We start from the raw sequence: 26765 nt of genomic DNA, 5'->3' as shown, positions 1-26765 counted from the left end.
ATTTCCTCGTGTTTGACCCTTGCAAGATTGCAGCACTTTGTTCACGACAGATAATGCGCGTGGGACGATGCACGCCTGATTTTATATATCCGTCCAGTAACGGGAGTTCATACATGCGTCTGCCGCGCCTTGCCATTGCCTTGCTTGCACCCGTTTGCACGTTTTTCGTTCCGCTGGATGTGCAGGCGCGTGAGCTGCAGGCGCATCGCGCAGTCTACAATCTTGCGCTCGCCGACACCAACGACGATTCCGAAATCGAGAGTCTGTCCGGCCGCTGGGTATTCGAGTTTTCCGGTTCCAAGTGCTCCGGCTACGCGCTGAAATCGCGCATCGTCATGCGCATTGGCATGAGCGAAGGCGAACGACTCATCGATCAGCAGGTGACGAGCTTCGAGGATGCTGACAGCCAGACATTCCGTTTCGTGACCAAGTCGTTCATTGACGAGGAACTGGAGAGCGAGGTCAAGGGCACGGCGAAGCTGGATGACGAAGGAACGACCGTTGCCTACGAGCAGCCGGAGAAGGTCGAGCAGAGCTTCGAGACGACGCTTTTCCCCTCGGCATTTCTCAACAGGCTTCTGGACAATGCCGAGAAGGGTGAGAGTTTCTTCCAAAGCCCGATATTCGACGGGACCGAATTTACCGATAGTGCCATCATGACGTCGGTCGTCGTGGGAAAGCCCAAGCCCGTGGAGGAGAACGATCCTGAGGCCGAGGCGCTCGGGGAACTGTCCGAGGACGAGTTCATGGCAGTGACTGCCGCTTATTTCGACGGTGAGAAGTCGGGCGGCGAAGAGGTGAGCGATTATATCGTGAGCTTCAAGCTGCATGAAAACGGCGTGCAGCGGGACATGCTCATCCGCTACGATGAGTATTCCATGACGGCGAAACTCGCCGACCTGACGCTGTTCGACACGGACGATAGCTGCCCGGCGCAATAGCGCATCTGCCTGGGCAACTGCGGCAATCGACCGCCGCCGGCGGCCTTCGCTTGCATTGCGCGGAAATAGCCTCTATATGCGCGCCCATTCCACACGCGGATTTTTTGGGTTCTGTCGGGAGACATCCGGCCGAATCCTCCGGTGGCGGCGAGACCGCCTGTGATCCGCGGAGGCTTAACCGGAAAGGAAAACGACAATGGCATTGCCTGATTTCAGCATGCGCCAGCTTCTTGAAGCTGGTGTTCACTTCGGCCACCAGACCCACCGCTGGAACCCGAAAATGGCGCCCTATATCTTCGGCGCCCGCAACAACATCCATATCATCGATCTCAGCCAGACCGTTCCGCTGCTGCACCAGGCGCTGAAGGCGGTTTCCGACACCGTGGCCAAGGGCGGCCGCGTTCTGTTCGTCGGCACCAAGCGCCAGGCTTCCGACATCGTTGCCGATGCGGCCAAGCGGTCGGCCCAGTATTACGTGAACTCGCGCTGGCTCGGCGGCATGATGACCAATTGGAAGACGATCTCCAATTCGATCCAGCGCCTGCGCAAGCTGGACGAACTGCTTCAGGGAGATGCTTCGGGCTTCACCAAGAAGGAGCGGCTCAACCTCGAACGCGAGCGCGACAAGCTGGAGCGCGCGCTGGGCGGTATCCGCGACATGGGCTCGACGCCGGACATGATGTTCGTGATCGACACCAACAAGGAAGCCATCGCCGTGCAGGAAGCCCGCCGTCTGGGCATTCCGGTGATCGCGATCTCGGACTCGAACTGCGATCCCGAGGTCGTCGACTTCCCGATCCCGGGCAATGACGATGCTTCGCGCGCCATCTCGCTTTACTGCGATCTGTTTGCCAAGGCCGCCATCGACGGCATCGAGCGCCAGCAGGGTTCGATGGGCATGGATGTAGGCGCTTCCGAGGAAGCCCCGGTCGAGCCGGCGATTGAAGCTGCGCCTGCCGAGGAAACTGCTCCGGTCGAAGAGGCGGTTTCCGAGACGCCGGCTGACGAGGCGAACAAGGCTTAGCGGGAAGGGTCTTTCGACCCTTCTCTCCATTCCGGGGCTCATAGCCCCACCAAATGAAAGCGGCCGCGGTGTCTTCACCCGGCCGCTGACCAATCGGATATGAAGAGGCGACGATGAGCATTTCAGCAGCACAGGTCAAACAACTGCGCGAGATGACTGGCGCGGGCATGATGGACTGCAAGACCGCGCTGGCCGAAAATGGCGGCGATATCGAAGCGGCTGTCGACTGGCTGCGCAAGAAGGGGATGTCCAAGGCCGACAAGAAGGCTGGCCGCACGGCGGCGGAAGGCCTGATCGGCGTTGCGACCGACGCCGGCAGCGCTGTCGTCGTCGAAGTGAACTCGGAGACCGATTTCGTCGCGCGCAACGACGCATTTCAGGACCTGGTGCGCAATGTCGCGTCCGTCGCCCTGTCGACCGACGGCTCGGTGGAGGCGGTTTCGGCCGCTGCTTACCCCGATAGCGGTAAGAGCGTCCAAGATACCATCAAGGATGCCATCGCCACCATCGGCGAGAACATGGCCCTGCGCCGTTCGGCCAAGCTTTCGGTGAGCAAGGGTGCCGTGGCGAGCTACGTGCACAACGCAGCTGCCGACAACCTCGGCAAGATCGGCGTGCTGGTCGCCATCGAGACGGAAGGCAGCGCGGAAGCCGCCGCCGCTTTCGGTCGTCAGGTCGCGATGCATGTCGCGGCGGTGAACCCGCTGGCGCTGAACGATACGGATGTCGACCCGGCGGCCGTTGCACGCGAGAAGGAGATATTCTCCGATCAGGCGCGCCAGTCCGGCAAGCCGGAAAACATCATCGAGAAGATGGTCGAAGGCCGGATGCGCAAATTCTTTGAGGAAGTCGTGCTTCTCAAGCAGGCCTTCGTCGTCAATCCCGACGTGACCGTTGAGCAGGCGTTGAAGGAAGCCGAAAAGGAAATCGGCGCGCCGGCGAAGATCACCGGCTTCATCCGTTTCGCGCTCGGCGAAGGCATCGAGCGCGCGACATCGGACTTTGCCGCCGAAGTGGCCGCTGTCGCAAAGTCGTAGGCGCTGCTTATCGGGGCATATCAGAGGGCACCGCGTGACAACGCGGTGCCCTTCGTGTAGGCGACGAAGGAACCTGGGATGCGCGGGCGCGTTCCGGCCGGATTGTCAACGGGAACGAGGGTAGAGTGGAATCACGATTTCGGCGCGTCGTACTGAAAGCTTCCGGCGAAGCCCTGATGGGTGAGCAGGGCTTCGGCATCGATGTCTCGGTCGTCGACCGCATCGCCAGGGACATCGCCGATGCGCGGTCGCTCGGCGTCGAGGTCGGCGTGGTGATCGGCGGCGGCAATATCTTCCGCGGCGTCGCCGTTGCGTCCAAGGGTGGCGACCGGGTGACGGGCGACCACATGGGCATGCTGGCCACGGTCATCAACTCGCTGGCGTTGCGGACCTCGCTGGTGAAGATCGGCGTCGAGGCAGTGGTGCTTTCGGCCATCGCCATGCCGGAACTCTGCGAAAGCTTTTCTCAGCGCCAGGCCACGAGCTATATGAACGAAGGCAAGGTCGTCATCTTCGCCGGTGGTACGGGCAATCCCTTCTTCACCACCGATTCCGCGGCTGCGCTGCGTGCGGCGGAGATCGGGGCGGAGGCGCTTTTCAAGGGCACCCAGGTCGATGGGGTTTATACCGCCGACCCCAAGAAGGACCCCAAGGCCGCGCGCTATGAGCGCATATCCCACGAAAAGGTCATGCGGGATGGCCTGGCGGTCATGGATACGGCGGCGATTGCGCTTGCACGTGAGAACAACATTCCGATAATCGTCTTTTCGATCCACGAGGAAGGCGGGTTCGGTGACATTCTACGGGGCGCGGGACATTGTACTGTCGTCGATGACGATCCTGCGGATCTCGAAAAGGCCAAGGCGTAAGGGAGGCAGCGATGTCTGACGGAGTTGATTTCAAGGATTTGAACCGGCGCATGGAAGGTGCGGTCAGTGCGTTCCAGCATGATTTGGCTTCGCTGAGGACCGGGCGCGCTTCAGCAAACCTTCTCGATCCGATCAATGTCGAAGCCTATGGTGCGTCGATGCCGATCAATCAGGTGGCAACGGTGTCCGTTCCCGAACCGCGGATGATCTCCGTTTCCATCTGGGACAAGAGCATGGTCCAGGCGGTCGACAAGGCTATCCGTGAATCCAATCTCGGTTTCAATCCGATCGTCGATGGCACCACTTTGCGCATACCCTTGCCGGAACTCAACGAGGAGCGGCGTAAGGAACTGGTGAAAATTGCGCATCAATATGCCGAAAATGCCCGCATCGCCGCCCGTCATGTGCGCCGCGACGGCATGGAACACCTTAAAAAGGCCGAGAAAGACGGCGATATCAGCCAGGACGATCTGCACGTACAGTCCGACCGCGTGCAGAAGTTGACCGACGACACGATCGCAGCCATCGACAAGCTTCTAGTCGACAAGGAAGCGGAAATCCTTCAGGTCTGAGGGTCGGAGTTTCGCGCCCGGCGCGGCGCCCGGCACGCCCGGTGCTCAAGAAGACACGGTTACCGCGCATCCGAATGCCATCGCGGGGGCAAAGGGGAGAGCCAAGTCCAGTGAAGCCGGCACATGTGGCCATCATCATGGACGGCAATGGCCGTTGGGCGCGGGCTCGCGGCCTGCCGCGCGCCGCCGGCCATCGCGCCGGCGTGGAGGCGCTGCGCAAGACCGTGCGCGCGGCGGGCGAACTGGGCGTTGGCTGGCTGACTGTCTACGCTTTTTCGTCCGAGAACTGGTCGCGTCCGAAATCCGAGATCAACGATCTCATGGGACTATTGAAGCGGTTCATTCGCCGCGACCTTGCCGAACTGCACCAGAACGGCGTGCGGGTACGCATCGTGGGCAGCCGCCAGGATCTCACTCCTGACATCGCAGCCTTGCTGACCGAGGCCGAGAGCCTGACCGAGCGGAACACCAACATGAACCTGGTGGTTGCGTTCAATTACGGGGCGCGCGACGAAATCCTGCGCGCCGCCCGAGAGATCGCGCGCGAGGCGCGTGACGGACAGATAGATCCGGAGAGCGTGACGGCCGAATCATTCTCTGCCCGCCTCGACACCGCAGGCATTCCCGATCCCGATCTCATCATCCGCACGAGCGGCGAGCAGCGGCTTTCAAATTTCCTGTTGTGGCAAGCTGCCTACGCAGAATTCGTGTTTCTACCGCTCCACTGGCCGGACTTCAGCCGCGAGGACTTGGCGGCGGCGATTGCCGTTTACGAAGAGCGTGACCGGCGTTTCGGCGGTGTGGCCGCGCAAGAAGCGGTGTCATGACCGCCGGAGGCGGAACCGGAAAGCGCAGCAATCTGCAGCTGCGGGTCTTCTCGGCAATCGTCCTGATCATCGTGGTCCTGGCGGCGACCTGGTTCGGCGGTTTCTGGTTTCGCGTTTTCGTCGTCGCGATGAGCGGCGGAATATTCCATGAGTGGCTTGATATGCGCAAGGACGATGCCAGCGGTGAGCTCTATGGCTGGCCGGCCTTTGCGGTTCTGGCGATCATTCTGCTGCTCGATGCGCCGCTGCTGGGCTGCGTTGCAGCCCTTGGCGCCGGCCTTGTCTGGCTCTTCGCCGCATGGGCGTTCTCCCGAGCGACGCTCTGGCCGCTCTGGGGCCTGCTCTATGCGGGACTGCCGGCCATCGCCCTGTCCTTCCTCAGGGAGGAGGGGTTGGTTCTCGTGATCCTGCTTTTCGTGGTCGTGTGGGCGACCGACATCATGGCCTATTTCACGGGCCGCTCTCTGGACGGGCCGAAACTCGCGCCCTCGATTTCGCCGGGCAAGACATGGAGCGGGGCGATAGGCGGCGCGGCATTCGGGCTTGCCGGCGGGCTGGCCGTGGCGGCGTTCGTTGCCGGCGCGAGCCTGGGTGTCCTCGTGACGGCGGGGCTTATCTCGCTCGCATTGTCGGTTGTTTCGCAGGCAGGAGACCTGTTCGAATCGGCTGTGAAGCGCCGGAACGGGGTGAAGGATTCGGGCGCGATCATTCCCGGGCATGGCGGCGTAATGGACCGTGTGGATGGGCTGATTCCTGCGGCCATCCTCCTCTATGCGGCAACGCTTGTGCTGGGGCCGTCCGTTGAGCCGCTGTCGCCGTTCTAACCGGTTTCTACCGGTGCGATTAGATGCTACATCCCTCTCGCGCACCGGATTCGGGTGTGCTCCCGGCAACCCTTCCCTATGGCATCGGGCGCAGGCCTTGGATTTGCCCGGATTGGCGGGAAAAGCTGACGCGGCAACGATAGAATCTGGGAGAACGGAAGCGCATTGACCGACATTTCCGCATTCCTTGCCGGCACCGGCGGATTTCTCCTCGGCACGATCGTGCCGTTTCTGTTCGTCCTCACCGTCGTCGTTTTCGTGCATGAGATGGGCCATTATCTGGTGGGCCGCTGGTGTGGGATCGGCGTGCGGGCGTTCTCCATCGGCTTCGGGCCGGAATTGTTCGGGTTCAACGACCGGCGGGGTACACGCTGGAAGCTGTCGGCGATACCGCTCGGCGGTTATGTGAAGTTCGTCGGCGACATGTCGGCGACGAGCCAGCCGGACGCCGATGCTGCCGCCGCACTTTCCGATGACGAGCGGCGCATCGCCTTCCATACGCAGCCGGTCTGGAAACGCGCCGCGACGGTGTTTGCCGGGCCGTTTTTCAATTTTCTGCTGACGATAGCGGTATTCGCCGTCATGTTCGGCCTCTATGGCCGCGTCGTCGTTGAGCCGACGGTATCGCAGGTCCAGCCGGGAAGTGCTGCCGAGGAGGCGGGCATCCTGCCGGGAGACCGGTTTGTCTCGGTGGACGGGACGACGGTCGAGACCTTTCGCGACGTTCAGCGCATCGTGTCAGGCCGGGCCGGCGATCCGCTGACTTTTGTGATGATGCGCAATGGTCGGGAGGTCGAACTCGTCGCCGCGCCACGGGTGACCGAGCAGGAAGACGCGCTTGGTAACACGGTCAAGGTCGGCGTCATCGGCGTCATCAACGACGAGGGCGAAAGCGCCAGGCGGGTAGACGAATTCGGTCCGGTGGGCGCGCTCGTGGCCGGTGTCGAGGAAACCGGCCACGTAATTGCCCGTACCGGCCAGTTCCTCAAGCGTTTCGTCGTCGGGCGCGAGGATCGCTGTCAGCTCGGCGGGCCAGTGAAGATCGCCGATATGGCGGGCAAGGCGGCCAGTCTGGGTTTCGAATGGCTGGTTCAACTCGTTGCGCTTCTGTCCGTTGGCATCGGGATTCTCAATCTTTTACCCATCCCCCCGCTTGATGGCGGCCATCTCTTGTTCTACGCCATGGAAGCGGTGATGCGCCGGCCCGTGCCCGAGGCAGTGATGGAGGCGGTTTACCGTGTTGGAATGCTGGTAGTTCTCGCGTTCATGGGTTTCGTTTTCTGGAACGATCTGTTTGGATGCTGAGGAGAAATATGTTTGACGGAAAGGCAATTGCGTGAGGGTACATCCGGGGTTGGTCGTTCAGGTGGTATTTACCACGTTGGACGGTTGGCGTGACGCGAAAGCCACGGATGGATGTTTCGTAAACGCAAATTAACCAGAAGCCTTGCGTATAGAGAAAATCCGGCTATTACGGTATGCGAATTGCCCGATTGTCCGGATTTTCTCGCCGTGGGGACAACGAGAATAGAAGGTTTTAAAGCCCAATGAAGGCAGCTTCCAGATTGATGTGCGCCGTTTCGGCGGTGGCGCTGACGGCCGGTCTAGCGGTATCGGGGGCGATCGCTGTTCAGCTTGCATCCGTATCTGTCGCCGAGGCAGCGACGGTCAGCCGGATCGAGGTCCGCGGGAATCGCCGCGTCGATGCTGATACGATCCGCAACCAGGTCGGCATTTCGCCCGGACAATCTTTCAGCAACGCCGACGTGAACGAGGCCGTGAAGCGCCTGTTCAGCACCGGCTTGTTTGCCGACGTTTCGGTCACTCAGTCCGGAAACACGCTGGTTGTGACGGTCGACGAATATGCGATCGTCAATCAGGTGCTGTTCCAGGGCAACAAGAAGATCAAGGACGCCAACCTTGCCAGTGCGGTGCAGTTGGGGCCGCGCAAGGCATTCTCGAATCAGCTTCTGCAGGCCGATGAAGAGGCCGTGCGCGCAGCCTATCAGCGCATAGGCCGCGATGAGGCGACCGTCAGCGGGCGCATTCAGGAGCTCAGCGACGGGCGCGTGAATGTCATCTTCGACATCCAGGAAGGCGACCGCACCAAGATCGGCTCTATCGAATTCATCGGCAACAATGCCTTCGGCGATCGTCGCCTGAAGGACGTCGTTTCGACGAAGCAGTCGAACTTTCTGTCGTTCCTGATGCGCAACGACATCTATGACGACAATCGTCTGCGCGCCGATGAAGAGGCGCTTCGCCGCTTCTATTACAATCGCGGCTTTGCGGATTTCCGGGTCATCTCGTCCTCGGCCGATCTCAACGAGGCCGACAACAAATATACGATCACCTTCACCGTGGAAGAGGGTGAGCGCTACAGGTTCAGCGACGTGTCGATCGATTCAACCATCGATGGCATCGATACCGCCACGCTTCAGGATCGGATCGAGACGCGCAGCGGGGGGCTTTACAGCGCCAAGGATATCGAAGACACGATCATCGGCCTCACCGAGGAAGTCGCCGGGCGCGGCTATGCTTTCGCGCAGGTTACGCCGCGTGGCAGCCGCGACTTCGAAAACCGCACGATCTCCGTTGTCTATTCGGTGGATGAGGGACCGCGCGCCTATGTCGAGCGCATCGAGATTCGTGGCAACAGCCGCACGCGCGACTACGTTATCCGGCGCGAATTCGACGTCAGCGAGGGCGATGCCTTCAACCAGGTATTGATCCAGCGCGCCAAGCGCAGGCTCGATGCGCTGAATTTCTTCCAGACCGTCAACATCACCACTGTGCCGGGTTCCCAGCCGGATCAGGTCATCCTGGTCGTGGATGTGGTGGAGAAATCGACCGGCGAGTTCTCCATTGGTGCGGGTTACGCTACGGGCGCCTCGTCTTCCAGCAATGGCGGCTTCTCGGTCGAGGGGTCGGTCACCGAGCGCAATTTCCTGGGTCGTGGGCAGTTCATCCGCGTTTCTGCAGCCGGTGGCGAGGATTCGCGCGATTACACCTTCTCCTTCACCGAGCCTTACTTCCTGGGACGCCGCATTGCCGCCGGCTTCGATGTGTTCCGCAATACGCGCAGCGTGGAAAATTCCGGCGGGGCTAACATCTATGATCGCGAGGCAACGGGTGCCACCGTGCGATTTGGCCTGCCGATTACCGAGGCTTTGACGACCCAGCTGGCCTATAATTACGTGCAGGAAGAGTATACGAGGGGCGATGACTATGGGACGGGCTCCGGCGTCTCGACCGCTGTTCAAGAGGCTATCAACCAAGGCACCTGGAAGAAGTCATCCGTCAGTGGTTCGCTGATCTACAACACGATCGACGATATGAAGTCTCCGCGTGAAGGCATTTACGCTAACTTCACGACCGAGTTCGCCGGCCTCGGCGGAGATGCGAAGTGGGTGAAGCTCACGGGGCGGGCCAACTACTATCAGATGATTTCCGAGGAACTGGACCTTGTCGGTCTCGTCACGGTCGGTGGTGGGCACATCTTCGGCTACGGCGACAACCCGATTCGTGTCTTCGATAATTTCAACAGCAATGACCGCATTATCCGCGGGTTCAAGTATAACGGCATCGGACCGTACCAATTGGCTTCTGACGGGACGCGGGACTATCTCGGAGGCACGACCTATTTCCACGCTTCGGCTGAAACACAGTTCCCAATGCCGGTTATTCCCGAGAGCTTCGGTATGCGTGGCGCCTTCTTCGCCGATGCCGCCACGCTGTATGGCAGCGAGGTGTCGGGTGCCGTGGCCACCGGTATGGAATGGCGTGCATCGGTTGGCGCCAGCCTGATCTGGGCTTCGCCCTTTGGCCCGTTGCGTGTCGACTACGCATATCCCGTTGTGAAGGAAGACACGGACCGGCTTCAGCATTGGAACTTCGGTATTTCCACGCGGTTCTAGGCCTGGGCTCGCTGAGGCATAGCAGACTGTCCGGGCAGCTTGAGGCAGCCCGGACGAGAAGGCGTTCATGAAAGAACCCGATTTTTTTGTCCCCGCGCGCCGCATCAACGCGGGCGAGATCGCGGCACTGACCGGCGCAACCCTTGCCAGGCCGGAGCTCGCGGACGTTGAAATCACCCATTTGGCGGCCGCCACCGAAGGTGGACAGGGCGCACTGGTCTTCGTGGAAGGCAAGCGCAACGCGAATATCATCCCGGGCCTGATTGCGGCTGCCGTGATTTGCCCGGGAGAATTCGCGGGTATGGTGCCGGATGGCGTAGCGGTGCTGTCTGCGCCCAGGCCACAACATGCCTTTGCGGCGGTGGCCCGGCTTCTCTTTCCTGCCGCCAGCAGGCCGCAGCCGATGACCGGCGAAACAGGCGTCTCCGATCGCGCGGCAATTGCCGCTGGTGCCCTGATCGAAGAAGGTGCCATCATTGAAGCCGGAGCGGTGATCGGCACGGGCGCGGAGATCGGCAGGGGAACCGTTATCGCTCCGCATGCCGTTATAGGGGCCGGCTGCAAGATCGGCCGCAACAGCTATATCGGTCCCAACACCACCGTGCAGTTCGCCGTGATCGGCGATGGCGTGATCATCCATCCTGGGGTGCAGATCGGGCAGGACGGGTTCGGCTTTCTGCCTGGGGCAGCGGGGCTGGAAAAATATCCCCAGCTTGGTCGGGTTATCATTCAGAACGACGTCGAGATCGGTGCGAACACGACTGTGGATCGCGGAGCGTTGACGGATACGGTGATCGGCGAGGGCAGCAAGATCGATAATCTCGTACAGATCGCGCACAATGTGCGTATTGGCAGGGCTTGTGTGGTGGCTGGCCAGTGCGGGCTCTCCGGTTCGGTGACACTCGGCAATTACGTGATGCTCGGCGGTCGTGTCGGCATTGCCGATCATCTGTCGATCGGTGACGGGGCGCAGCTTGCCGCTTCCAGTGGCGTCATGAACGACATTCCGGCGGGCGAGCGCTGGGCGGGATCGCCTGCGCAGCCCATGCGACAGGCATTTCGCGAGCTGACGGCGCTGCGCAGGCTTGCCGAGGGAACAAGGAAGGGAAAATAGCATAATGGCCGACGGCTCGACGCTCGATAGTCTTGAAATAATGGATATTCTGCGCCTGCTGCCGCACCGCTATCCATTCCTGCTGGTCGACCGCATCATCGAGGTCGACGGCGACAATTCCGCCATTGGCATCAAGAATGTCACCTTCAATGAGCCGCATTTCCTGGGACATTTCCCCGGCCAGCCAGTTATGCCCGGCGTCTTGATCGTCGAGGCCATGGCGCAGACGGCCGGCGCGATCTGCATCAACAATTCCGGCGATAGCCAGCCTTCGGTGGTCTATTTCATGACCATAGACAATGCCAAGTTCCGCAAGCCTGTGGTGCCGGGCGACAAGCTCGAGATCCATGTCGTCAAGCAGAAGCAGCGTGGCAATATCTGGCGGTTCGCCTGTGAGGCGAAGGTGGGTGGGAGCAAGGTCGCGGAGGCCGTGATCTCGGCCATGATGTCGGCGAAAGAGCCGGGCTGACGGGACACCATGCCACAGGAAACCCTCATTCATCCAAGCGCGGTAGTCGAGAAGGGTGCCGAACTGGGCGCTGGCGTGCGCATCGGGCCATTCTGTCATGTGGGGCCGCAGGCCATCATCGGCGACCGGACGGAGCTTGTGAGCCAGGTCACCATTCTCGGCGAAACGACGCTCGGGGAGGGCTGCCAAGTCTATCCCACCGCCGTACTTGGCGGTCCGCCGCAGGATTTCAAATACAAGGGCGGCCGCACGACGCTGACGGTGGGCCGCAACTGCATCATCCGCGAAGGCATGACGGTCCACCGCGGCACCGAGACGGGGCGAGGCCGCACGGTCGTAGGGGACGACTGCTATCTGATGGCCTACAGCCATGTCGCCCATGATTGCATTGTCGGCAACAAGGTGACGATGGCGAACTATGCGGGGCTGGGCGGGCACTCCGAGATCGGCGACGCCGTGATCATGTCCGGCTATGCGGCCGTCCACCAGTTCGTGCGGGTGGGCCATCACGCTTTTCTGGGTGGCTTCGCGGCAGTGGTCGGCGATGTCATACCTTACGGCATGGCTGTCGGCGACCGGGCCAAGCTGCGCGGGCTCAACGTGATCGGAATGAAGCGATCGGGCATGCCGCGCTCCGAGCTGGTGCAATTGCGCAAGGCCTACCGGATGCTGTTTGATCCGGATCAGCCGCTTGCCGCCAATATCGGCCGCGTCGCGACCGCTTTCCCGGATTCGGCGGTGGTGGCAGACATGCTCCGTTTCGTGGCGGGCAAGGATAAGCGCCACTTCACGGTACCGCCGCGCGGAAGGGCCATCGACGATGACGATGACGGCGAGGACTAGGCAAGCGAGGTTCGGCGCGGGTGACCGTGTTGCCGTCGTGGCCGGCAGCGGGCTTTTGCCAATTCATGTAATCGACGCGCTTGCTTCGGCCGGTCATCGGCCTGTGGTCGTGGCGATTGCCGACGAGGCCGACATAGCCGAGGCGCCTGGGCGCTACGATCTTCTCACCGCGGCGGTCGACAGGCTGGGCTTCGTCCTGCCGGAATTGCGCAGGCGCGGCGTGACGCACCTGGTGATGGCTGGCGGTGTGGCCAAGCGCCCGCCGCTCTCGCGCCTGCGGTTCCCGCCGTCCGTGCTTCTGCAGATACCCCGCCTCATCGCCGCCTATGCGCGGGGTGATGACGGTCTGTTGCGCGCCACCATCGGCTATATCGAAAGCAGCGGCATCCAGGTCGTGGGGGCGCATGAGGTGGTGCCGGACCTGCTGGCGCCGACGGGGGCTCTCGGCAAGATCAAGCCTGGAAGCGGCGACCGGAAGGACATTGCGGCCGCCTTTGCGGCGGCGCGCGCCATCGGGGCGCTCGACATCGGCCAGGCGGCCATCGCCATCGGCGGGCGCGCGGTGGCGCTCGAGGGCATCGAGGGAACGGACGGGCTGCTGGAGCGCATGAAGGATTTGCGCGGGCACGGTCGGCTGGCCGGCAAGGCGCGCGGCGCGCTGGTAAAATGTGCGAAGCCGGGGCAGGAGGAACGGGCCGACCTGCCCTCCATCGGCCCCCGCACGATGACCGCCGCCAAGGCGGCCGGGCTTGGAGGCGTTGCCGTGGAAGCCGGCCGCAGCCTGATCCTCGACATGGCCGAGACAATCCGGCTTGCCGACGAACTGGGGCTCTACCTGGTCGGTCTGGAAGGCGAGCCCGCGGCATGAGCGCCAAGAAGCCCCTGCGCATCGCCATCGTGGCCGGCGAAGAATCGGGCGATCTGCTGGGCGCCGATCTCGTGGCGGCGCTGGAACGGAAGACGGGTCAGGACGTGGTGCTGACGGGTGTTGGCGGGCGCAATCTGCGCGCGTTGGGCCTTGTGTCGCTGTTCGATGCCGACGAGATCGCGCTGATGGGGATATCGGCGGTCCTTCGCGATCTGCCGCGCCTCTGGCACCGTATCGGCCAGACCGCAAGGGCCGTTGTCTCCGAAAAGCCCGACTGTCTCGTGACCATAGACAGCCCCGAATTCGGTCTGCGCGTGGCCCGGAAGGTGCGGGCGGCCGATCCTTCGATACCGATCGTGCATTATGTGTGCCCCAGCGTGTGGGCGTGGCGGCCGGGCCGGGCGGCGCAGATGCGGCCCCATGTAGACTATGTTCTGTGCCTGTTGCCTTTCGAGCCGGCGGAGCTCGAACGGCTGGGCGGGCCGGCCGGCAGCTATGTCGGACATCGGCTGAATGCCGACGAAAACATACTGGCCACCGCCCATGAGCAGCTTACGCGCAAGGAGAAGCCGTCGCCCAGCCGCAAGACGCTGCTGGTGCTGCCAGGTTCGCGCCGGGGCGAGGTCCAGCGGCTGATCGAGCCTTTCGGCAAAGCCGTTGCCGAACTGCACGGAACGGGCCATCGCTTCGACGTGCTGTTGCCGACAGTGCCGCATGTCGCGCCGATCGTCAAAAAAGCCACCGAAGACTGGGCGGTCAGGCCGGAAATCATCCTGGAGCCGGAACGCAAATGGCGCGCCTTTGCCGGCGCGGACGCGGCACTTGCCTGTTCTGGGACGGTCGCACTGGAGCTGGCGCTGGCGCGCGTGCCCTTCATCAGTTGCTACAAGACGGATCCGGTCGCGCGCCTGCTGATATCGATGATCACGGTGTGGTCCGCCTCGCTGCCCAACCTGATCGCCGGCTGGCCCGTGGTGCCAGAATATTTCGACCAGTTCGTGCGGCCTTCCTACCTGGCGCGGCAGATCGGACAATTATGGGACGACACGCCGACGCGGGCTGCACAGCGCGAAGGCTTTGCGCAGGTGGCCGCCGCCCTTGCAACACCAAAGCCCTCCGGCGAACTGGCCGCCGATGCCGTGCTCGCCACGATCTACGGGAAGGGCACTGTGGCGAAGTGAGCATCAGGCTTTCGTGACGCGCTCCATGAAGGCGCGCGCGGCGTGGGGGGCGCGGATCTTTCCTTCGTGAATGAAATAGACGAAGACATCGCGCGGGCGCTTTTCGATCTCGGTGGTCTCGTCCGCCAGCGGCAGATCGCCCGGCATGCCGCCCTCCGCCCATGTTCCGGCACGGTCGGCCCAGGCGTCCATATCCGCCGGCGTATAGGCCGTGGGTATGTCGTCCTGGCCGCGCTGCAGCCGCGCATACACGAAATCGGCCGTGACGTCGGCGATCTCGGGATATTCGAAGTGATGTGCGTAACAGATCGCGGCCCGGTACTTGCGGGCAAGCGCGGCGAATTCCGGCACGACGAAGGAAGGGTGGCGGACCTCCAGCACATGCCGCAGGGCGATGCCATCCCGGCTCGAAGGCAGAAGCTGGAGAAAACCCTCGAAATCCTCCGGGTCGAACTTCTTGGTGGGCGCGAACTGCCAGACCAGCGGGCCCAGCTTCCCACCCATTTCGGTGATGCCGGAGCCCAGGAACTTCTCCAGCGATTCGGCAGCCTCCGAAAGGACCTTGCGGTTGGTGACGAAGCGGTTTCCCTTCAGCGAGAAAACGAAATCGTCGGGCGTCTCGCTTGCCCATTTGGCATAGACGGCAGGCTTCTGCGAGCCATAATAGGTGCCGTTCACCTCGATCGTCGGCATCTGCCTGCTGGCATACTCCAGCTGCCGCTTCTTGGGCAGGTCATCAGGATAGAAGGTGCCTTCCCATGGCGCGAAGGTCCAGCCGCCGATGCCGGCGCGAATTCTTCCGGATGTGGTCACTTTATCCCCCGTAACCTCTCGCCGTGCGTCACTCGGCGGCCTGCTTCTTTGCCGGCCGCCGCTCCAGAAGCTCCTTCAGGAAGTTTCCGGTATAGCTGCGTTTCTCGGCCACGATGTCGTTCAAGGTGCCGGCGGCGACGAGTTCGCCTCCGCCGTCGCCCCCTTCGGGCCCGAGGTCGAGAACCCAGTCGGCGGTCTTGATGACTTCCAGATTATGCTCGATGACTACCACGGTATTTCCCTGGTCCACCAACTCGTGCAGCACTTCCAGAAGCTTTGCGACATCGTGGAAGTGCAGGCCGGTGGTCGGCTCGTCCAGAATATAGAGCGTGCGGCCGGTGGCCCGTTTCGACAGTTCCTTGGCTAGCTTGATGCGCTGCGCCTCGCCACCCGAAAGCGTCGTGGCCTGCTGGCCGATATGGATATAGCCAAGGCCGACCCGGGCCAGCGTGACCAGCTTGTCGCGCACGGCTGGCACGGCCGAGAAGAACTCGACGCCTTCCTCCACGGTCATTTCAAGGACATCTGCAATGGATTTGCCCTTGAAGGTGACGTCCAGGGTCTCGCGGTTGTAGCGCTTGCCGTGGCAGACGTCGCAGGTGACATAGACGTCCGGCAGGAAGTGCATCTCGATCTTTATGACGCCGTCGCCCTGGCAGGCCTCGCAGCGCCCGCCCTTGACATTGAAGGAGAAGCGGCCGGGCTGGTAGCCGCGCGCCTTGGCTTCCGGCAGGCCGGCGAACCAGTCGCGGATCGGCGTGAAGGCGCCCGTATAGGTGGCGGGGTTGGAGCGCGGCGTGCGGCCGATGGGGGACTGGTCTATGTCGATGACCTTGTCCAGATGCTCCAGGCCTTCGACACGGTCGTGCTCGGCCGGATGCTCGCGCGAGCCCATGATGCGGCGCGAGGCTGCCTTGTAGAGCGTTTCGATGAGGAATGTCGACTTGCCGCCGCCGGAAACGCCGGTGACGCAGGTGAATGTGCCGAGCGGGATGTCGGCGGTGACGTTCTTCAGATTGTTGGCGCGGGCGCCGACGACCCGGACCCGCCGCTTCTTGGATATCTCGCGGGTGGCGGAGGGCATCGGAATGGCCATGTCGCCGGTCAGATAGCGGCCAGTGAGCGAGGCGGGATTGGCCATGATGTCGCCCGGCGTGCCCTCGGCGATGATCCTGCCGCCATGAACGCCGGCGGCGGGGCCCATATCGACCACATAGTCGGCCGTCAGGATGGCATCCTCGTCGTGCTCGACGACGATCACTGTATTGCCCAGGTCGCGCAAGTGGCGCAGCGTCGCCAGAAGCCGGTCGTTGTCGCGCTGGTGCAGGCCGATGGACGGCTCGTCCAGCACGTAAAGCACGCCGGTGAGGCCGGAGCCGATCTGCGAGGCGAGGCGGATGCGCTGGCTCTCGCCGCCCGACAGCGTGCCGGAATTGCGCGACAGCGTCAGATAGTCGAGGCCCACATCGTTGAGGAAGCGCAGGCGCTCGCGGATCTCCTTGAGAATGCGCGCGGCGATTTCGTTGTGCTTGTCGTTGAGGCTCTGCGGGAGCGTTTCGAACCAGCTATTGGCGGCCCTGATCGACATGGCGGTGACTTCACCGATATGCCGGCCGCCGACCTTGACCGCCAGCGCTTCCGGCTTCAGCCGGTGGCCGCCGCAGGCGGGGCAGGGATGTGCCGACATGTAGCGCTCGATCTCCTCGCGCATCCAAGCCGATTCGGTCTCCTTCCAGCGGCGCTGCAGGTTCGTCACCACGCCTTCGAAAGGCTTGGTCGTGCGGTAGCTGCGCAGCCCGTCGTCATAGTCGAAATCGATCTTCCTCGTGCCGGTGCCGTGCAGGATCGCGTCCCGCGCCTCCTGGCCGAGGTCCCTCCAGCGCTGGCCGACCTTGAAGCCGTATTCGCGGCCGAGGGCCTCCAGCGTCTGCAGATAATAAGGCGAGGTCGATTTCGCCCAAGGCGCGATCGCCCCCTCGCGCAGGACAATGTTCTCGTCCGGCACGACCAGATCGGGATCGATGGCGCGCTGGCTGCCCAGGCCGTCGCAGGCGGGGCAGGCGCCGGCCGGGTTGTTGAAGGAGAAAAGCCGGGGCTCGATTTCGGAAATTGTGAAGCCCGACACGGGGCAGGCGAATTTTTCCGAAAACAGCATGCGCTCATGCGTTTCGTTCTTCGACTTGTTGGCAGATCCACCTTCCGCAGTTTCATCTTCGGGAAGGGGCTTGTCCGCAAATTCGGCGACGGCCAGGCCCTCCGAGAGCGCCAGGCAGGTCTCCAGCGAATCGGCCAGGCGCGTGGCCATGTCCGGGCGCACAACGATGCGGTCGACGACCACATCGATGTCGTGCTTGTATTTCTTGTCGAGGGCGGGAGCGTCGCCGATCTCGTAGAAGGCGCCGTCGATCTTGACGCGCTGGAAGCCCTTTTTCTGCAGTTCGGCCAGTTCCTTGCGGTACTCGCCCTTACGCCCGCGCACGATGGGCGACAGGATGTAGAGGCGCGTGCCTTCGTCCAGCGCCAGCACGCGATCGACCATCTGGCTGATCGTCTGGCTCTCGATCGGAAGTCCCGTCGCCGGCGAGTACGGCACGCCGACGCGCGCGAACAGCAGGCGCATATAGTCGTAGATTTCCGTAACCGTGCCGACTGTGGAGCGGGGATTCTTCGACGTGGTCTTCTGCTCAATGGAGATCGCGGGCGAGAGCCCGTCGATCTGGTCGACATCCGGCTTCTGCATCATCTCCAGGAACTGCCGGGCATAGGCCGACAGGCTTTCGACATAGCGGCGCTGGCCCTCGGCATAGATAGTGTCGAAGGCGAGCGAGGATTTGCCTGAACCCGACAGGCCGGTCATGACGATCAGCTTCTCGCGGGGGAGGTCGAGATCGACGTTCTTGAGATTGTGTTCGCGGGCGCCGCGAATGGATATGTACTTGTGATCGGGCATGCCCGTCGCCACCTTGTCTTGCTTTGGCCAATTCCGGCGCGGGCCGGCTCGGCTTCATGTAGGAAACTGCGCGACAATGTCGATGGCGCAGCCGCATCCGCGCAAGGTCCGTTTTATGCTATTGAGCCGCGCCTGCAAGCAAAAAGAACAAAGGCCGAACGATCTCCTGACAATTCGCTGCCCGATAGTGCCGTTTCGATCACATTTGATGAATACGCAGGCACGTGTCTTGACGGTTCGACCAAGGCTGCGCACATTGATATTGCGCATCAAGAGAAACGCGTAGAATCCCATCGGATCGCGTTATGTCTCTGCGGTGCAACGCGCAAGGAAACCAGGAGGAAGGCATGAATCCACCTGACTGTTCCACTGGCTCCAGGTTCTAGCTGGGGCCACGGCTGCAAGCCGGAAGCCTTGGCCATGTGACGGCGAAGGTGCCCGGTTGACGAAAATCAGCCGGGATCGGTAATTCCTCTAGAGTTGTTGCCGATGTCGTCCGAGCGAGCGGCTGCCACACGAAAATTAAACCTGAACAACCGGACCTTCGGGTGCCGGATTAATGTCGGTAACATACTCCCGGCATGGGCAAAGACCGAACGAGGCCCTGCGCGCCCGGAACAAGCGGCGGCAGGGCCTGATGCTGCACAGCAGTGTTTCCAGCGTTGCGATACGCGCTCTTTCACGGATTATCCCAACAGAGGCAGTGCTGAACGGCGTGGCTTTGGCGAAAATGCCCGGTGGGTTGCGTGAAGGGGCTGGGTGCTATAGAACATATCAAGAACAAATGAGTTGTGGACGATGACGGGCCGTGTGAGGTGGGGTGGCGCGCCGAGCAGCGCCATGGGCTATTGTGAGCGAGACCAAGAATTGTTCGGCGGCCGGAAGTCGGCGCTGGCAACCGGTGATGTGCATTTTCAATTTCGGACGAGTGGAGTGATCCCATGGCGGGCAGTGTGAACAAGGTAATTCTGGTCGGGAATCTGGGCGCGGATCCAGAGATTCGCCGGCTGAATTCGGGCGATCCGGTGGTCAACCTGCGTATCGCCACGTCCGAGACATGGCGCGACCGCCAGTCGGGAGAGCGCCGCGAGCGCACTGAGTGGCACAATGTCGTCATCTTCAACGACAATCTCGCCAAGGTGGCCGAGCAGTACCTGAAGAAGGGCGCGAAGGTTTATATCGAAGGCCAGCTGCAGACCCGCAAATGGACCGACCAGCAGGGGCAGGACCGCTACACGACGGAGGTCGTGCTGCAGAAGTTCCGTGGTGAATTGCAGATGCTGGATACGCGCAGCCAGGGCGGTGAAAGCCAGGGCAGCTACGGCGGCCAGCAGGTCAACCAGGGCGGCGGACGCGGCTCCGATTTCGGCCAGTCCAGCCCGACAGAGAATGCCGGCGGTGGCTTTTCACGTGACTTGGACGATGAAATTCCGTTCTGATCTTCATGGGGCACCGATCCATATACTGTCTTGTCCTGGGGGCGCTGCTCCTTTCGACGGGTGCGCTGGCAATGGCGGGCGAAGCCGATGTGGTGGCCGTCGTCGTGAAACCCGACGGCGCGCCCGGTTCCTTCCGGTTCGATGTCACCGTTTCCCATGAAGACGCCGGTTGGGATCACTACGTCGACCAGTGGGAAGTGTTGAGCGGCGAAGACGAAGTGCTGGCGACGCGCGTGCTGGCCCATCCCCATGTGGACGAGCAGCCATTCACACGCAGCCTTTCCGGTGTCTCCTTGCCTGCTCAAATCCGCGAAGTGACGATCCGTGCGCGAGATTCCGTGCATGGCTATGGCGGCAAGGAGATGTCGGTGCTCCTTCCAGGCGGATAAGGCCTCGGTCCCAACGCCATAGCATCTTGTAGCCAGGTGGAATCATCCGGCGTCCGCACAAATACGGAAAGACGAAGAGATGGAACGCCGTGCGTCCTGATGGGTGCACGGCGCTCCAGTCCATTATGGGCTCTACGCGGCAATGCCGAAAAGGTGTTTGACGCCATCGGAGACGAACTGGACGGCGAGCGCTGCGAGCATCACGCCTAGGAGCCGTGTCAGGATCGACCGGCCGGTCTCGCCGAGAAAGCCGTCGATGCGCTCGGCCAGTACGAAGACGATATAGGTCAACGCGATCACCGAGGCGATGATCAGGGCAAGGGCGGCGCGGTCCGCCGGTCCGGCGAAACTTCCCGACAGGAGCACAGAAGCCGATATCGCACCGGGGCCGGCAATGAGCGGAATGGCGAGCGGGAAGGCCGCGATGTTGCGGATCATGTCGCGTGTGACGGCGCGCTCGGCGCTCTTTTCGTGGCGCTCCTGCCGGCGCTCGAAAATCATCTCGAAAGCGATCCAGAACAGGAGCAGACCGCCGGCAACGCGGAATGCTGGAAGCGTGATGCCGAAGACCTTCAGGATCGCACCACCGGCAAGAGCGAATACCAGCAGGATCGACAGGCCGATAAGGCTGGCGCGGATGGCGACCTGATTGCGCTCGGAACGGTTCATGCCCGCGGTCAGCGCCAGGAAAAGCGGGGCTAGGCCGGGCGGATCGACGGTAACGAGCAGTGTCACGAAGGCATTGAGCAATGTATCGAAAGCCGGCATCGGCATCTCCTTCTGCCAGCCATTGCTATAGCATTTTACGATCAGGCGGCACGTCTGGCGTTGACACAAATACGGAAAAACAAGAGGACGGAGCGACTTTGAAAGTCCAGGAGAACATGCGGCGCGCTGGCACAACAGACGAAGATTCCCGATCTCCCGGAGGCCGAAACGGGCAATCGTCAGGCGCAAAATGGTCCGATGCGACGAAGCGCCTCTGTGGAGAATCCTCTTGTAATACTATCTATTTGAAAAAGCTTCTGAAATTCCTCGTGAATAATGGTCCGGACGATTGGAGTCACGGCCCCTGTTCCTATATAAGGATAAAGTGATTCTGTTAGCTGAATGTGACCCATCTTGACTGACCAGACGACGCCGAGCGGGCCGATCGGGCCCGACGACATCGAGCCGATCTCGATCATTGAGGAAATGCAGCGTTCCTATCTCGATTACGCTATGAGCGTGATCGTGAGCCGGGCGCTGCCGGACGTGCGCGACGGGTTGAAACCCGTGCATCGCCGCATTCTCTATGCCTCCCACGAGAGCGGTTATCATTGGAACCGTAAATATGTGAAGTCGGCGCGTCCCGTCGCCGACGTCATGGGTAAGTACCATCCCCATGGCGACGCCTCGATCTATGACGCGCTGGTGCGCATGGACCAGGATTGGTCGATGCGCGTGCCGCTGATTGACGGGCAGGGCAATTTCGGCTCGATCGACGGCGATCCGCCGGCGGCCATGCGGTACACCGAGTCGCGGCTGTCGAAGGTGGCGCACGAGCTTCTCGAGGATATCGACAAGGAAACGGTCGATTTCCAGGATACTTATGACGGCTCCGGGCGGGAGCCCAAGGTTCTGCCGGCGCGCTTTCCCAATCTGCTGGTCAATGGCTCCGGCGGCATCGCTGTCGGCATGGCCACCAACATCCCGCCGCACAACCTGTCCGAAGTGATCGACGCCTGCGTCGCGCTGATCGACAATCCCGCCATCTCCCTGCAGCAACTCATGGAAATGATACCGGGGCCGGATTTCCCGACCGGCGGCATCATCCTCGGCCGCTCAGGCATCCGCAGCGCCTATGAGACGGGGCGCGGCTCCGTGATGATGCGCGGCAAGGTCAATGTCGAGAATGTGCGCGGAGAGCGCGAGGCGATCGTCATCACCGAGGTGCCCTACCAGGTCAACAAGGCCTCGATGATCGAGAAGATGGCCGAACTGGTGCGCGACAAGCGGATCGAGGGCATTTCCGATATCCGCGACGAAAGCGACCGCCAGGGCTATCGGGTGGTGATCGAGCTCAAGCGCGATGCCATGGCGGATGTAGTGCTGAACCAGCTCTACCGCTACACGCCGCTGCAGACCTCGTTCGGCTGCAACATGGTGGCGCTGAATGGCGGCAAGCCCGAGTTGCTGACACTGGCCGATATGTTGAAGGCCTTCGTCCATTTCCGAGAGGTCGTGGTCAGCCGGCGCACGAAGTACCTGCTGCGCAAGGTGCGCGAGCGGGCCCATGTATTGGTGGGCCTTGCCATCGCTGTCGCCAATATCGACGAGGTGATCAAGCTGATCCGGCAGGCGCCCGATCCGCAGACCGCGCGCGAACAGCTTATGACGCGGCGCTGGCCGGCCCATGAGGTCGAGGCGTTGATCCTTTTGATCGACGACCCGCGCCACAAGGTTAATGACGACGGGACGTACAATCTTTCCGAAGAACAGGCCCGCGCCATCCTCGATCTGCGCCTGCAAAGGCTGACGGCGCTGGGCCGCGACGAAATTGCCGACGAGTTGAACAAGATCGGCGCCGAGATCAGCGATTTCCTCGACATCCTGTCCTCGCGGGCGCGCATCCAGCAGATCATCAAGGACGAGCTTGTCGCTGTTCGCGACGAGTTCGGCACGCCGCGCCGCACCGAGATCGTCGAGGGCGGTCCGGACATGGATGACGAGGATCTGATCCAGCGCGAGGACATGGTCGTCACCGTCACCCACAAGGGCTATATCAAGCGGGTGCCGCTTTCGATCTACCGGGCGCAGGCGCGCGGCGGCAAGGGCCGCTCCGGCATGTCGACCAAGGACGAGGATTTCGTCACGCGGCTGTTCGTGGCCAGCACCCACACGCCGATCCTGTTCTTCTCCTCGCGCGGCATCGTGTACAAGGAAAAGGTCTGGCGGCTGCCGGTCGGTTCGCCGCAATCGGTGGGCAAGTTCCTGCGCAACATGCTGCCGCTGCAGGACGGCGAGCGCATTACCTCGATCATGCCGCTGCCGGAGGACGAGGAAAGCTGGGGCGATCTGGACGTCATGTTCGCCACCACGCGCGGAACGGTGCGGCGCAACAAGCTTTCGGACTTCGTTCAGGTCAACCGCAACGGCAAGATCGCCATGAAGCTGGAGGACGAAGCCGACGAGATCCTCGGCGTCTTCACCTGTACGGAAGGCGACGACGTGCTTCTGACGGCCGCCTCCGGCCAGTGCATCCGCTTCCCCGTCAGCGATGTACGTGTATTCGCGGGCCGCAACTCGATCGGCGTGCGCGGCATCAATCTCGCCAATGGCGATACCGTCATCTCGATGGCGATCCTGGAGCACGTGGAGGCGACACCGGCCGAGCGCGCGGCCTATCTCAAGCAGGCCGCCGCCGAACGCCGGCTTGCCACGGGCGAAGACGAGGAAGTTTCGCTGACCAACGAGGATGTCGGCGAGGAAACCGACCTGTCGCCTGAGCGCTATGAGGAATTGAAGGCGCACGAGCAATTCGTGCTGACCGTCAGCGAGTTCGGCTACGGGAAGCGCTCCTCCTCCTACGACTTCCGTGTTATCGGGCGCGGCGGCAAGGGAATTCGCGCAACGGACGTCTCCAAGAAAGATGAGATCGGCCAGTTGATCGCGGCATTCCCCGTGGCCAAGGAGGACCAGATCATGCTGGTTTCGAATGCCGGGCAGGTGATCCGCGTGCCGGTGAACGGCATTCGCATCGCCAGCCGCGCCACCAAGGGCGTGACGATCTTCAATACCGCCAAGGGGGAGAGGGTGGTTTCGGTCGAGCGGATATCCGAACCGCAGGGCGAGGAAGAAGAAGTGGCTCAAGCCGAGGGCATTATTGCGCCGGAAGCACCCGGCTTGTCAGCGGACGATACGCCGTCCGGACAGACTTGAGCCGGAAAGGAAAGGCGCTGCAGGACAGCGCCTTTTTCCTATCTGCGGTAGGGATAGCGCTTGTCGGCGATACGGTTCTTGAGCCTCACACGCTGTGCTTCCTGATGAAGTCCGAAAGCGGTAGCAATCAGCATGGCCAAGGTCATTGCGGCTGCCAGCGTAAAGATCATCATGGTCGTGTCTCCTTGGATCGATAACGGCCCAAACCGCCTTTTGTTTCATCATGCCTTGGTGCGGTTGATGACAGGTTTGGTTCAAACCAATGCTGAATGAGCCGTTCATGTAGCGTTCATCGGCAGGAGAGGGACGCTTACCGTGGCCGAGTGCGGGCACTGCGCGGAGCGCTTGCATGGCTTGCGCAGTTGTGGCTTCGTGTCTCCGACCGAGTGGGGAGATCGACTAATGCCGGAAACCGCTGCACTGTTTTCCTATATTGCCGCCTGCATCCTGATCGTCGTCGTGCCGGGCCCCTCGGTCACGGTGATCGTCGCCAATTCTATGCGCCACGGCGCGCGCGCCGGGATTTTGAATGTAGCCGGCACGCAGCTTGGTCTTGCCTTGATGATCGGCGTCCTTGCCTGTGGGCTTTCGGCAGTTGTCAGCGCCATGGCCAGCGTTTTCGACGTGCTTCGGCTTCTCGGTGCGGCCTATCTGGTGTGGCTGGGTATTCGCATGTGGCGCTCCGACGGCTCACTCGGCACGGGCGAAAGCACGCCTGCGGCGGGCAACTCCTTCGTCCTGCAGGGTTTTGTCGTCATATGGTCCAATCCCAAGGCCTTGCTGTTCTTCGGTGCCTTCATTCCGCAATTCATCGACCCGGCGGGCGGCGCCGTTGCGCAGACGGCGATATTCATGGCGGTGGCAACGGTGTTCGATTCGCTCTACGCCTTCGCCGCCGGCGGCGCCGGGGCCAGGCTTACGCGGGCGCGCGTGCGGCTGGCCGAGCGCATTTCCGGGACGTTTCTCATAGGTGGCGGGCTCTGGCTCGCCTTTGCGCGCCGGTAGCGTGTTGCGAATTGCGTTGAGCGGCGCGGCCAAGTAAAAGCGCTGGCATGATCACGCGCACCGCTTTTTACGCCGGCTCCTTCGATCCCCTGACAAACGGCCATCTGGACGTGCTCAAGGGGGCGATGACGATTGCCGATACGATTGTTATCGGCATCGGGCTTCATCCCGGCAAGAAGCCGCTTTTCGACTATGATGAAAGGGTCATGCTGATCGAACGATCGGCGGTGGACGAGCTCGGCGCGGATGCCGACCGCATCAAGGTGGCGGCCTTCGACAACCTCGTCGTCGATGCCGCCCGCACCCATGGTGCCTCGATCATGATTCGGGGCCTGCGCGACGGCACAGACCTTGACTACGAGATGCAGATGGCGGGCATGAACGAGACCATGGCGCCGGACCTGCAGACCGTTTTTTTGCCGGCAAGCCCGTCGGTCCGCACCATTACGGCCACACTTGTGCGCCAGATCGCGTCCATGGGCGGCGATATAACGCCATTCGTGCCGGCCGTCGTTGCCGGGGCGCTCAAAGCCAAATTCGCCGGCTGATCGAAAGCATTCGGGAGATCTTCAATGCAGTTCACGAAATTCATTGCGCCGTTGTGTGTCGCGGCGGGGCTGTTCGCCTCGGCTTACGCCGCAGGGGCGGCCGAGCCGGAAAACACGCTCATCCTGGAACTGAAGGACGGCGAGGTGCAGATCGCGCTGCGGCCCGACCTTGCGCCCAAGCATGTCGAGCAGATCAAGAAGCTCGCGCGTGCCGGCGAATATGACAATGTCGCCTTTCACCGGGTGATCGATGGCTTCATGGCGCAGACCGGCGACGTCCAGTTCGGCGACATGGAAGAGGGCTTTGTGGCCGCCCGCGCCGGCACCGGCAGCTCCGACCTGCCCAATGTGCCCGCCGAGTTCTCCGACGTGCCGTTCGAGCGCGGCACGGTGGGCATGGCGCGGGCTCAGGATCCCAATTCGGCCAATTCCCAGTTCTTCATCATGTTCGCCGAAGGCCCGTTCCTCAACGGCCAGTACACGGTCGTCGGGCAGGTGGAAAGCGGCATGGAATTTGTCGACAACATCAAGAAGGGCGATCAGGCCAATAACGGCTCGGTCGACAACCCGGACCGCATCGTCAGCGCAAAAATCGCCGCTGACTAATAAGACCAATCAGAAAGGACGCGTCATGGCCGAGATCAAGGATCCGGAAAACACCATCATCATGGAAACGACGAAGGGGAAGGTGGTCATCCAGCTTCTGCCGGATGTCGCGCCGGGCCATGTGGCCCGCATCAAGGAACTGTCGCGCGACGGTTTCTACGACGGCATCGTCTTCCACCGGGTGATCGATGGCTTCATGGCACAGACAGGCGATCCGACGGGCACCGGCACGGGGGGCTCGGACAAGCCGGACCTGAAGGCCGAGTTCTCCAACACGCAGCATCAGCGTGGCACCTGCTCCATGGCGCGGTCGCAGAACCCGAACTCGGCGAATTCGCAGTTTTTCATCTGCTTCGACCGCGCCCCCTGGCTCGACCGCCAGTATTCGGCCTGGGGCCAGGTGATCGAGGGCATGGACAATATCGACCAGATCAAGCGCGGCGAGCCGGTCCAGAACCCCGATTCCATCGTTTCGATGCGGGTCGCGGCGGACGTGGCCTGAGGGATCCAACGTCCTCATTCCGGAGGCCCGAGAGCCTAACCGGGACCGGTTGAAGGATCATCGTGGAGCGCGGCCGGTCCTGGCCATTTCAGCACCGGCCCCGCCT

The 26765-nt window shown here is 62.2% G+C and carries 26 protein-coding genes; 22 read left to right on the top strand and 4 right to left on the bottom strand.

Translation table 11 applies throughout. From position 1 onward, the window contains the following. The first annotated feature begins 113 nt into the window (after window positions 1-113). The 14 genes from N1058_RS15200 (at window position 114) to lpxB (ending at window position 14486) form a co-directional block, all read left to right on the top strand. Window positions 114-941 (top strand): EipB family protein, encoded by an 828-nt coding sequence (locus N1058_RS15200; protein WP_265518440.1) that lies wholly within the window; start codon window positions 114-116, stop codon window positions 939-941. Between the two features lie 196 nt (window positions 942-1137). Then, the gene (gene rpsB / locus N1058_RS15195; protein WP_265518439.1) at window positions 1138-1965 is read left to right on the top strand and encodes a 30S ribosomal protein S2; all 828 of its coding nucleotides are present in this window, start codon (window positions 1138-1140) and stop codon (window positions 1963-1965) included. 113 nt (window positions 1966-2078) lie between these two features. After that, the gene (gene tsf / locus N1058_RS15190) at window positions 2079-3002 is read left to right on the top strand and encodes a translation elongation factor Ts (RefSeq protein ID WP_265518438.1); all 924 of its coding nucleotides are present in this window, start codon (window positions 2079-2081) and stop codon (window positions 3000-3002) included. A 125-nt stretch (window positions 3003-3127) separates the two neighbouring features. Continuing rightward, the gene (gene pyrH, locus N1058_RS15185; protein WP_265518437.1) at window positions 3128-3871 is read left to right on the top strand and encodes a UMP kinase; all 744 of its coding nucleotides are present in this window, start codon (window positions 3128-3130) and stop codon (window positions 3869-3871) included. 11 nt (window positions 3872-3882) lie between these two features. Continuing rightward, window positions 3883-4443, top strand: a complete 561-nt coding sequence (gene frr, locus N1058_RS15180) for a ribosome recycling factor (protein WP_265518436.1) — start codon at window positions 3883-3885, stop codon at window positions 4441-4443. A gap of 74 nt (window positions 4444-4517) precedes the next feature. Continuing rightward, the gene (locus N1058_RS15175) at window positions 4518-5270 is read left to right on the top strand and encodes an isoprenyl transferase (RefSeq protein WP_420848000.1); all 753 of its coding nucleotides are present in this window, start codon (window positions 4518-4520) and stop codon (window positions 5268-5270) included. After that, complete coding sequence (locus N1058_RS15170) at window positions 5267-6094, top strand: phosphatidate cytidylyltransferase (protein ID WP_265518434.1); 828 nt, start codon at window positions 5267-5269, stop codon at window positions 6092-6094. The genes N1058_RS15175 and N1058_RS15170 overlap by 4 nt, the downstream gene beginning before the upstream one ends. A 165-nt stretch (window positions 6095-6259) precedes the next feature. Further along, window positions 6260-7399 carry an RIP metalloprotease RseP gene (gene rseP / locus N1058_RS15165; RefSeq protein ID WP_265518433.1) on the top strand — a complete coding sequence of 380 codons (1140 nt, stop codon included), beginning with the start codon at window positions 6260-6262 and terminating at the stop codon, window positions 7397-7399. Between the two features lie 242 nt (window positions 7400-7641). Next, complete coding sequence (gene bamA, locus N1058_RS15160; RefSeq protein WP_265518432.1) at window positions 7642-10011, top strand: outer membrane protein assembly factor BamA; 2370 nt, start codon at window positions 7642-7644, stop codon at window positions 10009-10011. Between the two features lie 67 nt (window positions 10012-10078). Further along, on the top strand, window positions 10079-11125 hold the full coding sequence (lpxD, locus tag N1058_RS15155) for a UDP-3-O-(3-hydroxymyristoyl)glucosamine N-acyltransferase (protein WP_265518431.1): 1047 nt from the start codon (window positions 10079-10081) through the stop codon (window positions 11123-11125). A 4-nt stretch (window positions 11126-11129) separates the two neighbouring features. Continuing rightward, a complete protein-coding gene (gene fabZ / locus N1058_RS15150; protein WP_265518430.1) occupies window positions 11130-11594 on the top strand; it encodes a 3-hydroxyacyl-ACP dehydratase FabZ in 465 nt (154 codons plus the stop codon). A 9-nt stretch (window positions 11595-11603) separates the two neighbouring features. Continuing rightward, window positions 11604-12437, top strand: a complete 834-nt coding sequence (lpxA, locus tag N1058_RS15145) for an acyl-ACP--UDP-N-acetylglucosamine O-acyltransferase (protein ID WP_265518429.1) — start codon at window positions 11604-11606, stop codon at window positions 12435-12437. Beyond that, window positions 12421-13305, top strand: coding sequence for an LpxI family protein (locus N1058_RS15140; protein WP_265518428.1), 885 nt, complete (start codon window positions 12421-12423; stop codon window positions 13303-13305). Before lpxA ends, N1058_RS15140 begins: the two co-directional genes overlap by 17 nt. Further along, a complete protein-coding gene (lpxB, locus tag N1058_RS15135) occupies window positions 13302-14486 on the top strand; it encodes a lipid-A-disaccharide synthase (protein WP_265518427.1) in 1185 nt (394 codons plus the stop codon). The genes N1058_RS15140 and lpxB overlap by 4 nt, the downstream gene beginning before the upstream one ends. 3 nt (window positions 14487-14489) lie before the next feature. On the opposite strand, the gene N1058_RS15130 is transcribed toward lpxB, so the two are convergent. Both N1058_RS15130 and uvrA read right to left on the bottom strand, forming a co-directional pair. Then, a complete protein-coding gene (locus tag N1058_RS15130; protein WP_265518426.1) occupies window positions 14490-15299 on the bottom strand; it encodes a DUF72 domain-containing protein in 810 nt (269 codons plus the stop codon). Window positions 15300-15327: 28 nt separating this feature from the next. Continuing rightward, entirely contained in the window at window positions 15328-18249 is a 2922-nt protein-coding gene (gene uvrA, locus N1058_RS15125) for an excinuclease ABC subunit UvrA (RefSeq protein WP_265518425.1), read from the bottom strand. Here uvrA and N1058_RS15120 point away from each other — a divergent pair. From N1058_RS15120 to N1058_RS15110, 3 genes are all read left to right on the top strand, one after another. After that, window positions 18238-18600, top strand: a complete 363-nt coding sequence (locus N1058_RS15120; RefSeq protein WP_265518424.1) for a hypothetical protein — start codon at window positions 18238-18240, stop codon at window positions 18598-18600. The two genes, uvrA and N1058_RS15120, sit on opposite strands and share 12 nt — an antisense overlap. A 590-nt stretch (window positions 18601-19190) precedes the next feature. Then, a complete protein-coding gene (locus N1058_RS15115; protein WP_265518423.1) occupies window positions 19191-19688 on the top strand; it encodes a single-stranded DNA-binding protein in 498 nt (165 codons plus the stop codon). 71 nt (window positions 19689-19759) lie between these two features. Continuing rightward, window positions 19760-20077, top strand: a complete 318-nt coding sequence (locus N1058_RS15110; protein WP_265518422.1) for a hypothetical protein — start codon at window positions 19760-19762, stop codon at window positions 20075-20077. A 132-nt stretch (window positions 20078-20209) separates the two neighbouring features. Here the strand turns inward: N1058_RS15110 and N1058_RS15105 are convergent, their stop codons facing one another. After that, window positions 20210-20845: a MarC family protein gene (locus N1058_RS15105; RefSeq protein ID WP_265518421.1), complete on the bottom strand. Its 636-nt coding sequence runs from the start codon at window positions 20843-20845 to the stop codon at window positions 20210-20212. Window positions 20846-21199: 354 nt separating this feature from the next. Between N1058_RS15105 and gyrA the strand changes: the two genes are divergently transcribed. Continuing rightward, window positions 21200-23998 (top strand): DNA gyrase subunit A, encoded by a 2799-nt coding sequence (gyrA, locus tag N1058_RS15100; RefSeq protein ID WP_265518420.1) that lies wholly within the window; start codon window positions 21200-21202, stop codon window positions 23996-23998. Window positions 23999-24036: 38 nt separating this feature from the next. Here gyrA and N1058_RS15095 read toward each other — a convergent pair whose 3' ends face one another. Continuing rightward, entirely contained in the window at window positions 24037-24171 is a 135-nt protein-coding gene (locus tag N1058_RS15095; RefSeq protein ID WP_265518419.1) for a hypothetical protein, read from the bottom strand. 229 nt (window positions 24172-24400) lie between these two features. On the opposite strand from N1058_RS15095, the gene N1058_RS15090 reads away from it, so the two are divergent. The 4 genes from N1058_RS15090 to N1058_RS15075 are packed head-to-tail and all read left to right on the top strand — an operon-like array spanning window position 24401 to window position 26659. Beyond that, the gene (locus N1058_RS15090; RefSeq protein ID WP_265518418.1) at window positions 24401-25003 is read left to right on the top strand and encodes a LysE family translocator; all 603 of its coding nucleotides are present in this window, start codon (window positions 24401-24403) and stop codon (window positions 25001-25003) included. 47 nt (window positions 25004-25050) lie between these two features. After that, complete coding sequence (gene coaD, locus N1058_RS15085) at window positions 25051-25551, top strand: pantetheine-phosphate adenylyltransferase (RefSeq protein ID WP_265518417.1); 501 nt, start codon at window positions 25051-25053, stop codon at window positions 25549-25551. Window positions 25552-25575: 24 nt separating this feature from the next. Then, window positions 25576-26157, top strand: a complete 582-nt coding sequence (locus N1058_RS15080) for a peptidylprolyl isomerase (RefSeq protein WP_265518416.1) — start codon at window positions 25576-25578, stop codon at window positions 26155-26157. 25 nt (window positions 26158-26182) lie between these two features. Further along, window positions 26183-26659 carry a peptidylprolyl isomerase gene (locus tag N1058_RS15075; protein ID WP_265518415.1) on the top strand — a complete coding sequence of 159 codons (477 nt, stop codon included), beginning with the start codon at window positions 26183-26185 and terminating at the stop codon, window positions 26657-26659. Window positions 26660-26765 lie beyond the last annotated feature (106 nt).

The organism is Nitratireductor luteus (assembly GCF_026162365.1).
In the GTDB taxonomy this organism is placed as follows: Bacteria; Pseudomonadota; Alphaproteobacteria; order Rhizobiales; family Rhizobiaceae; genus Chelativorans; species Chelativorans luteus.
This window is presented reverse-complemented; position numbering and strand designations above follow the sequence as displayed.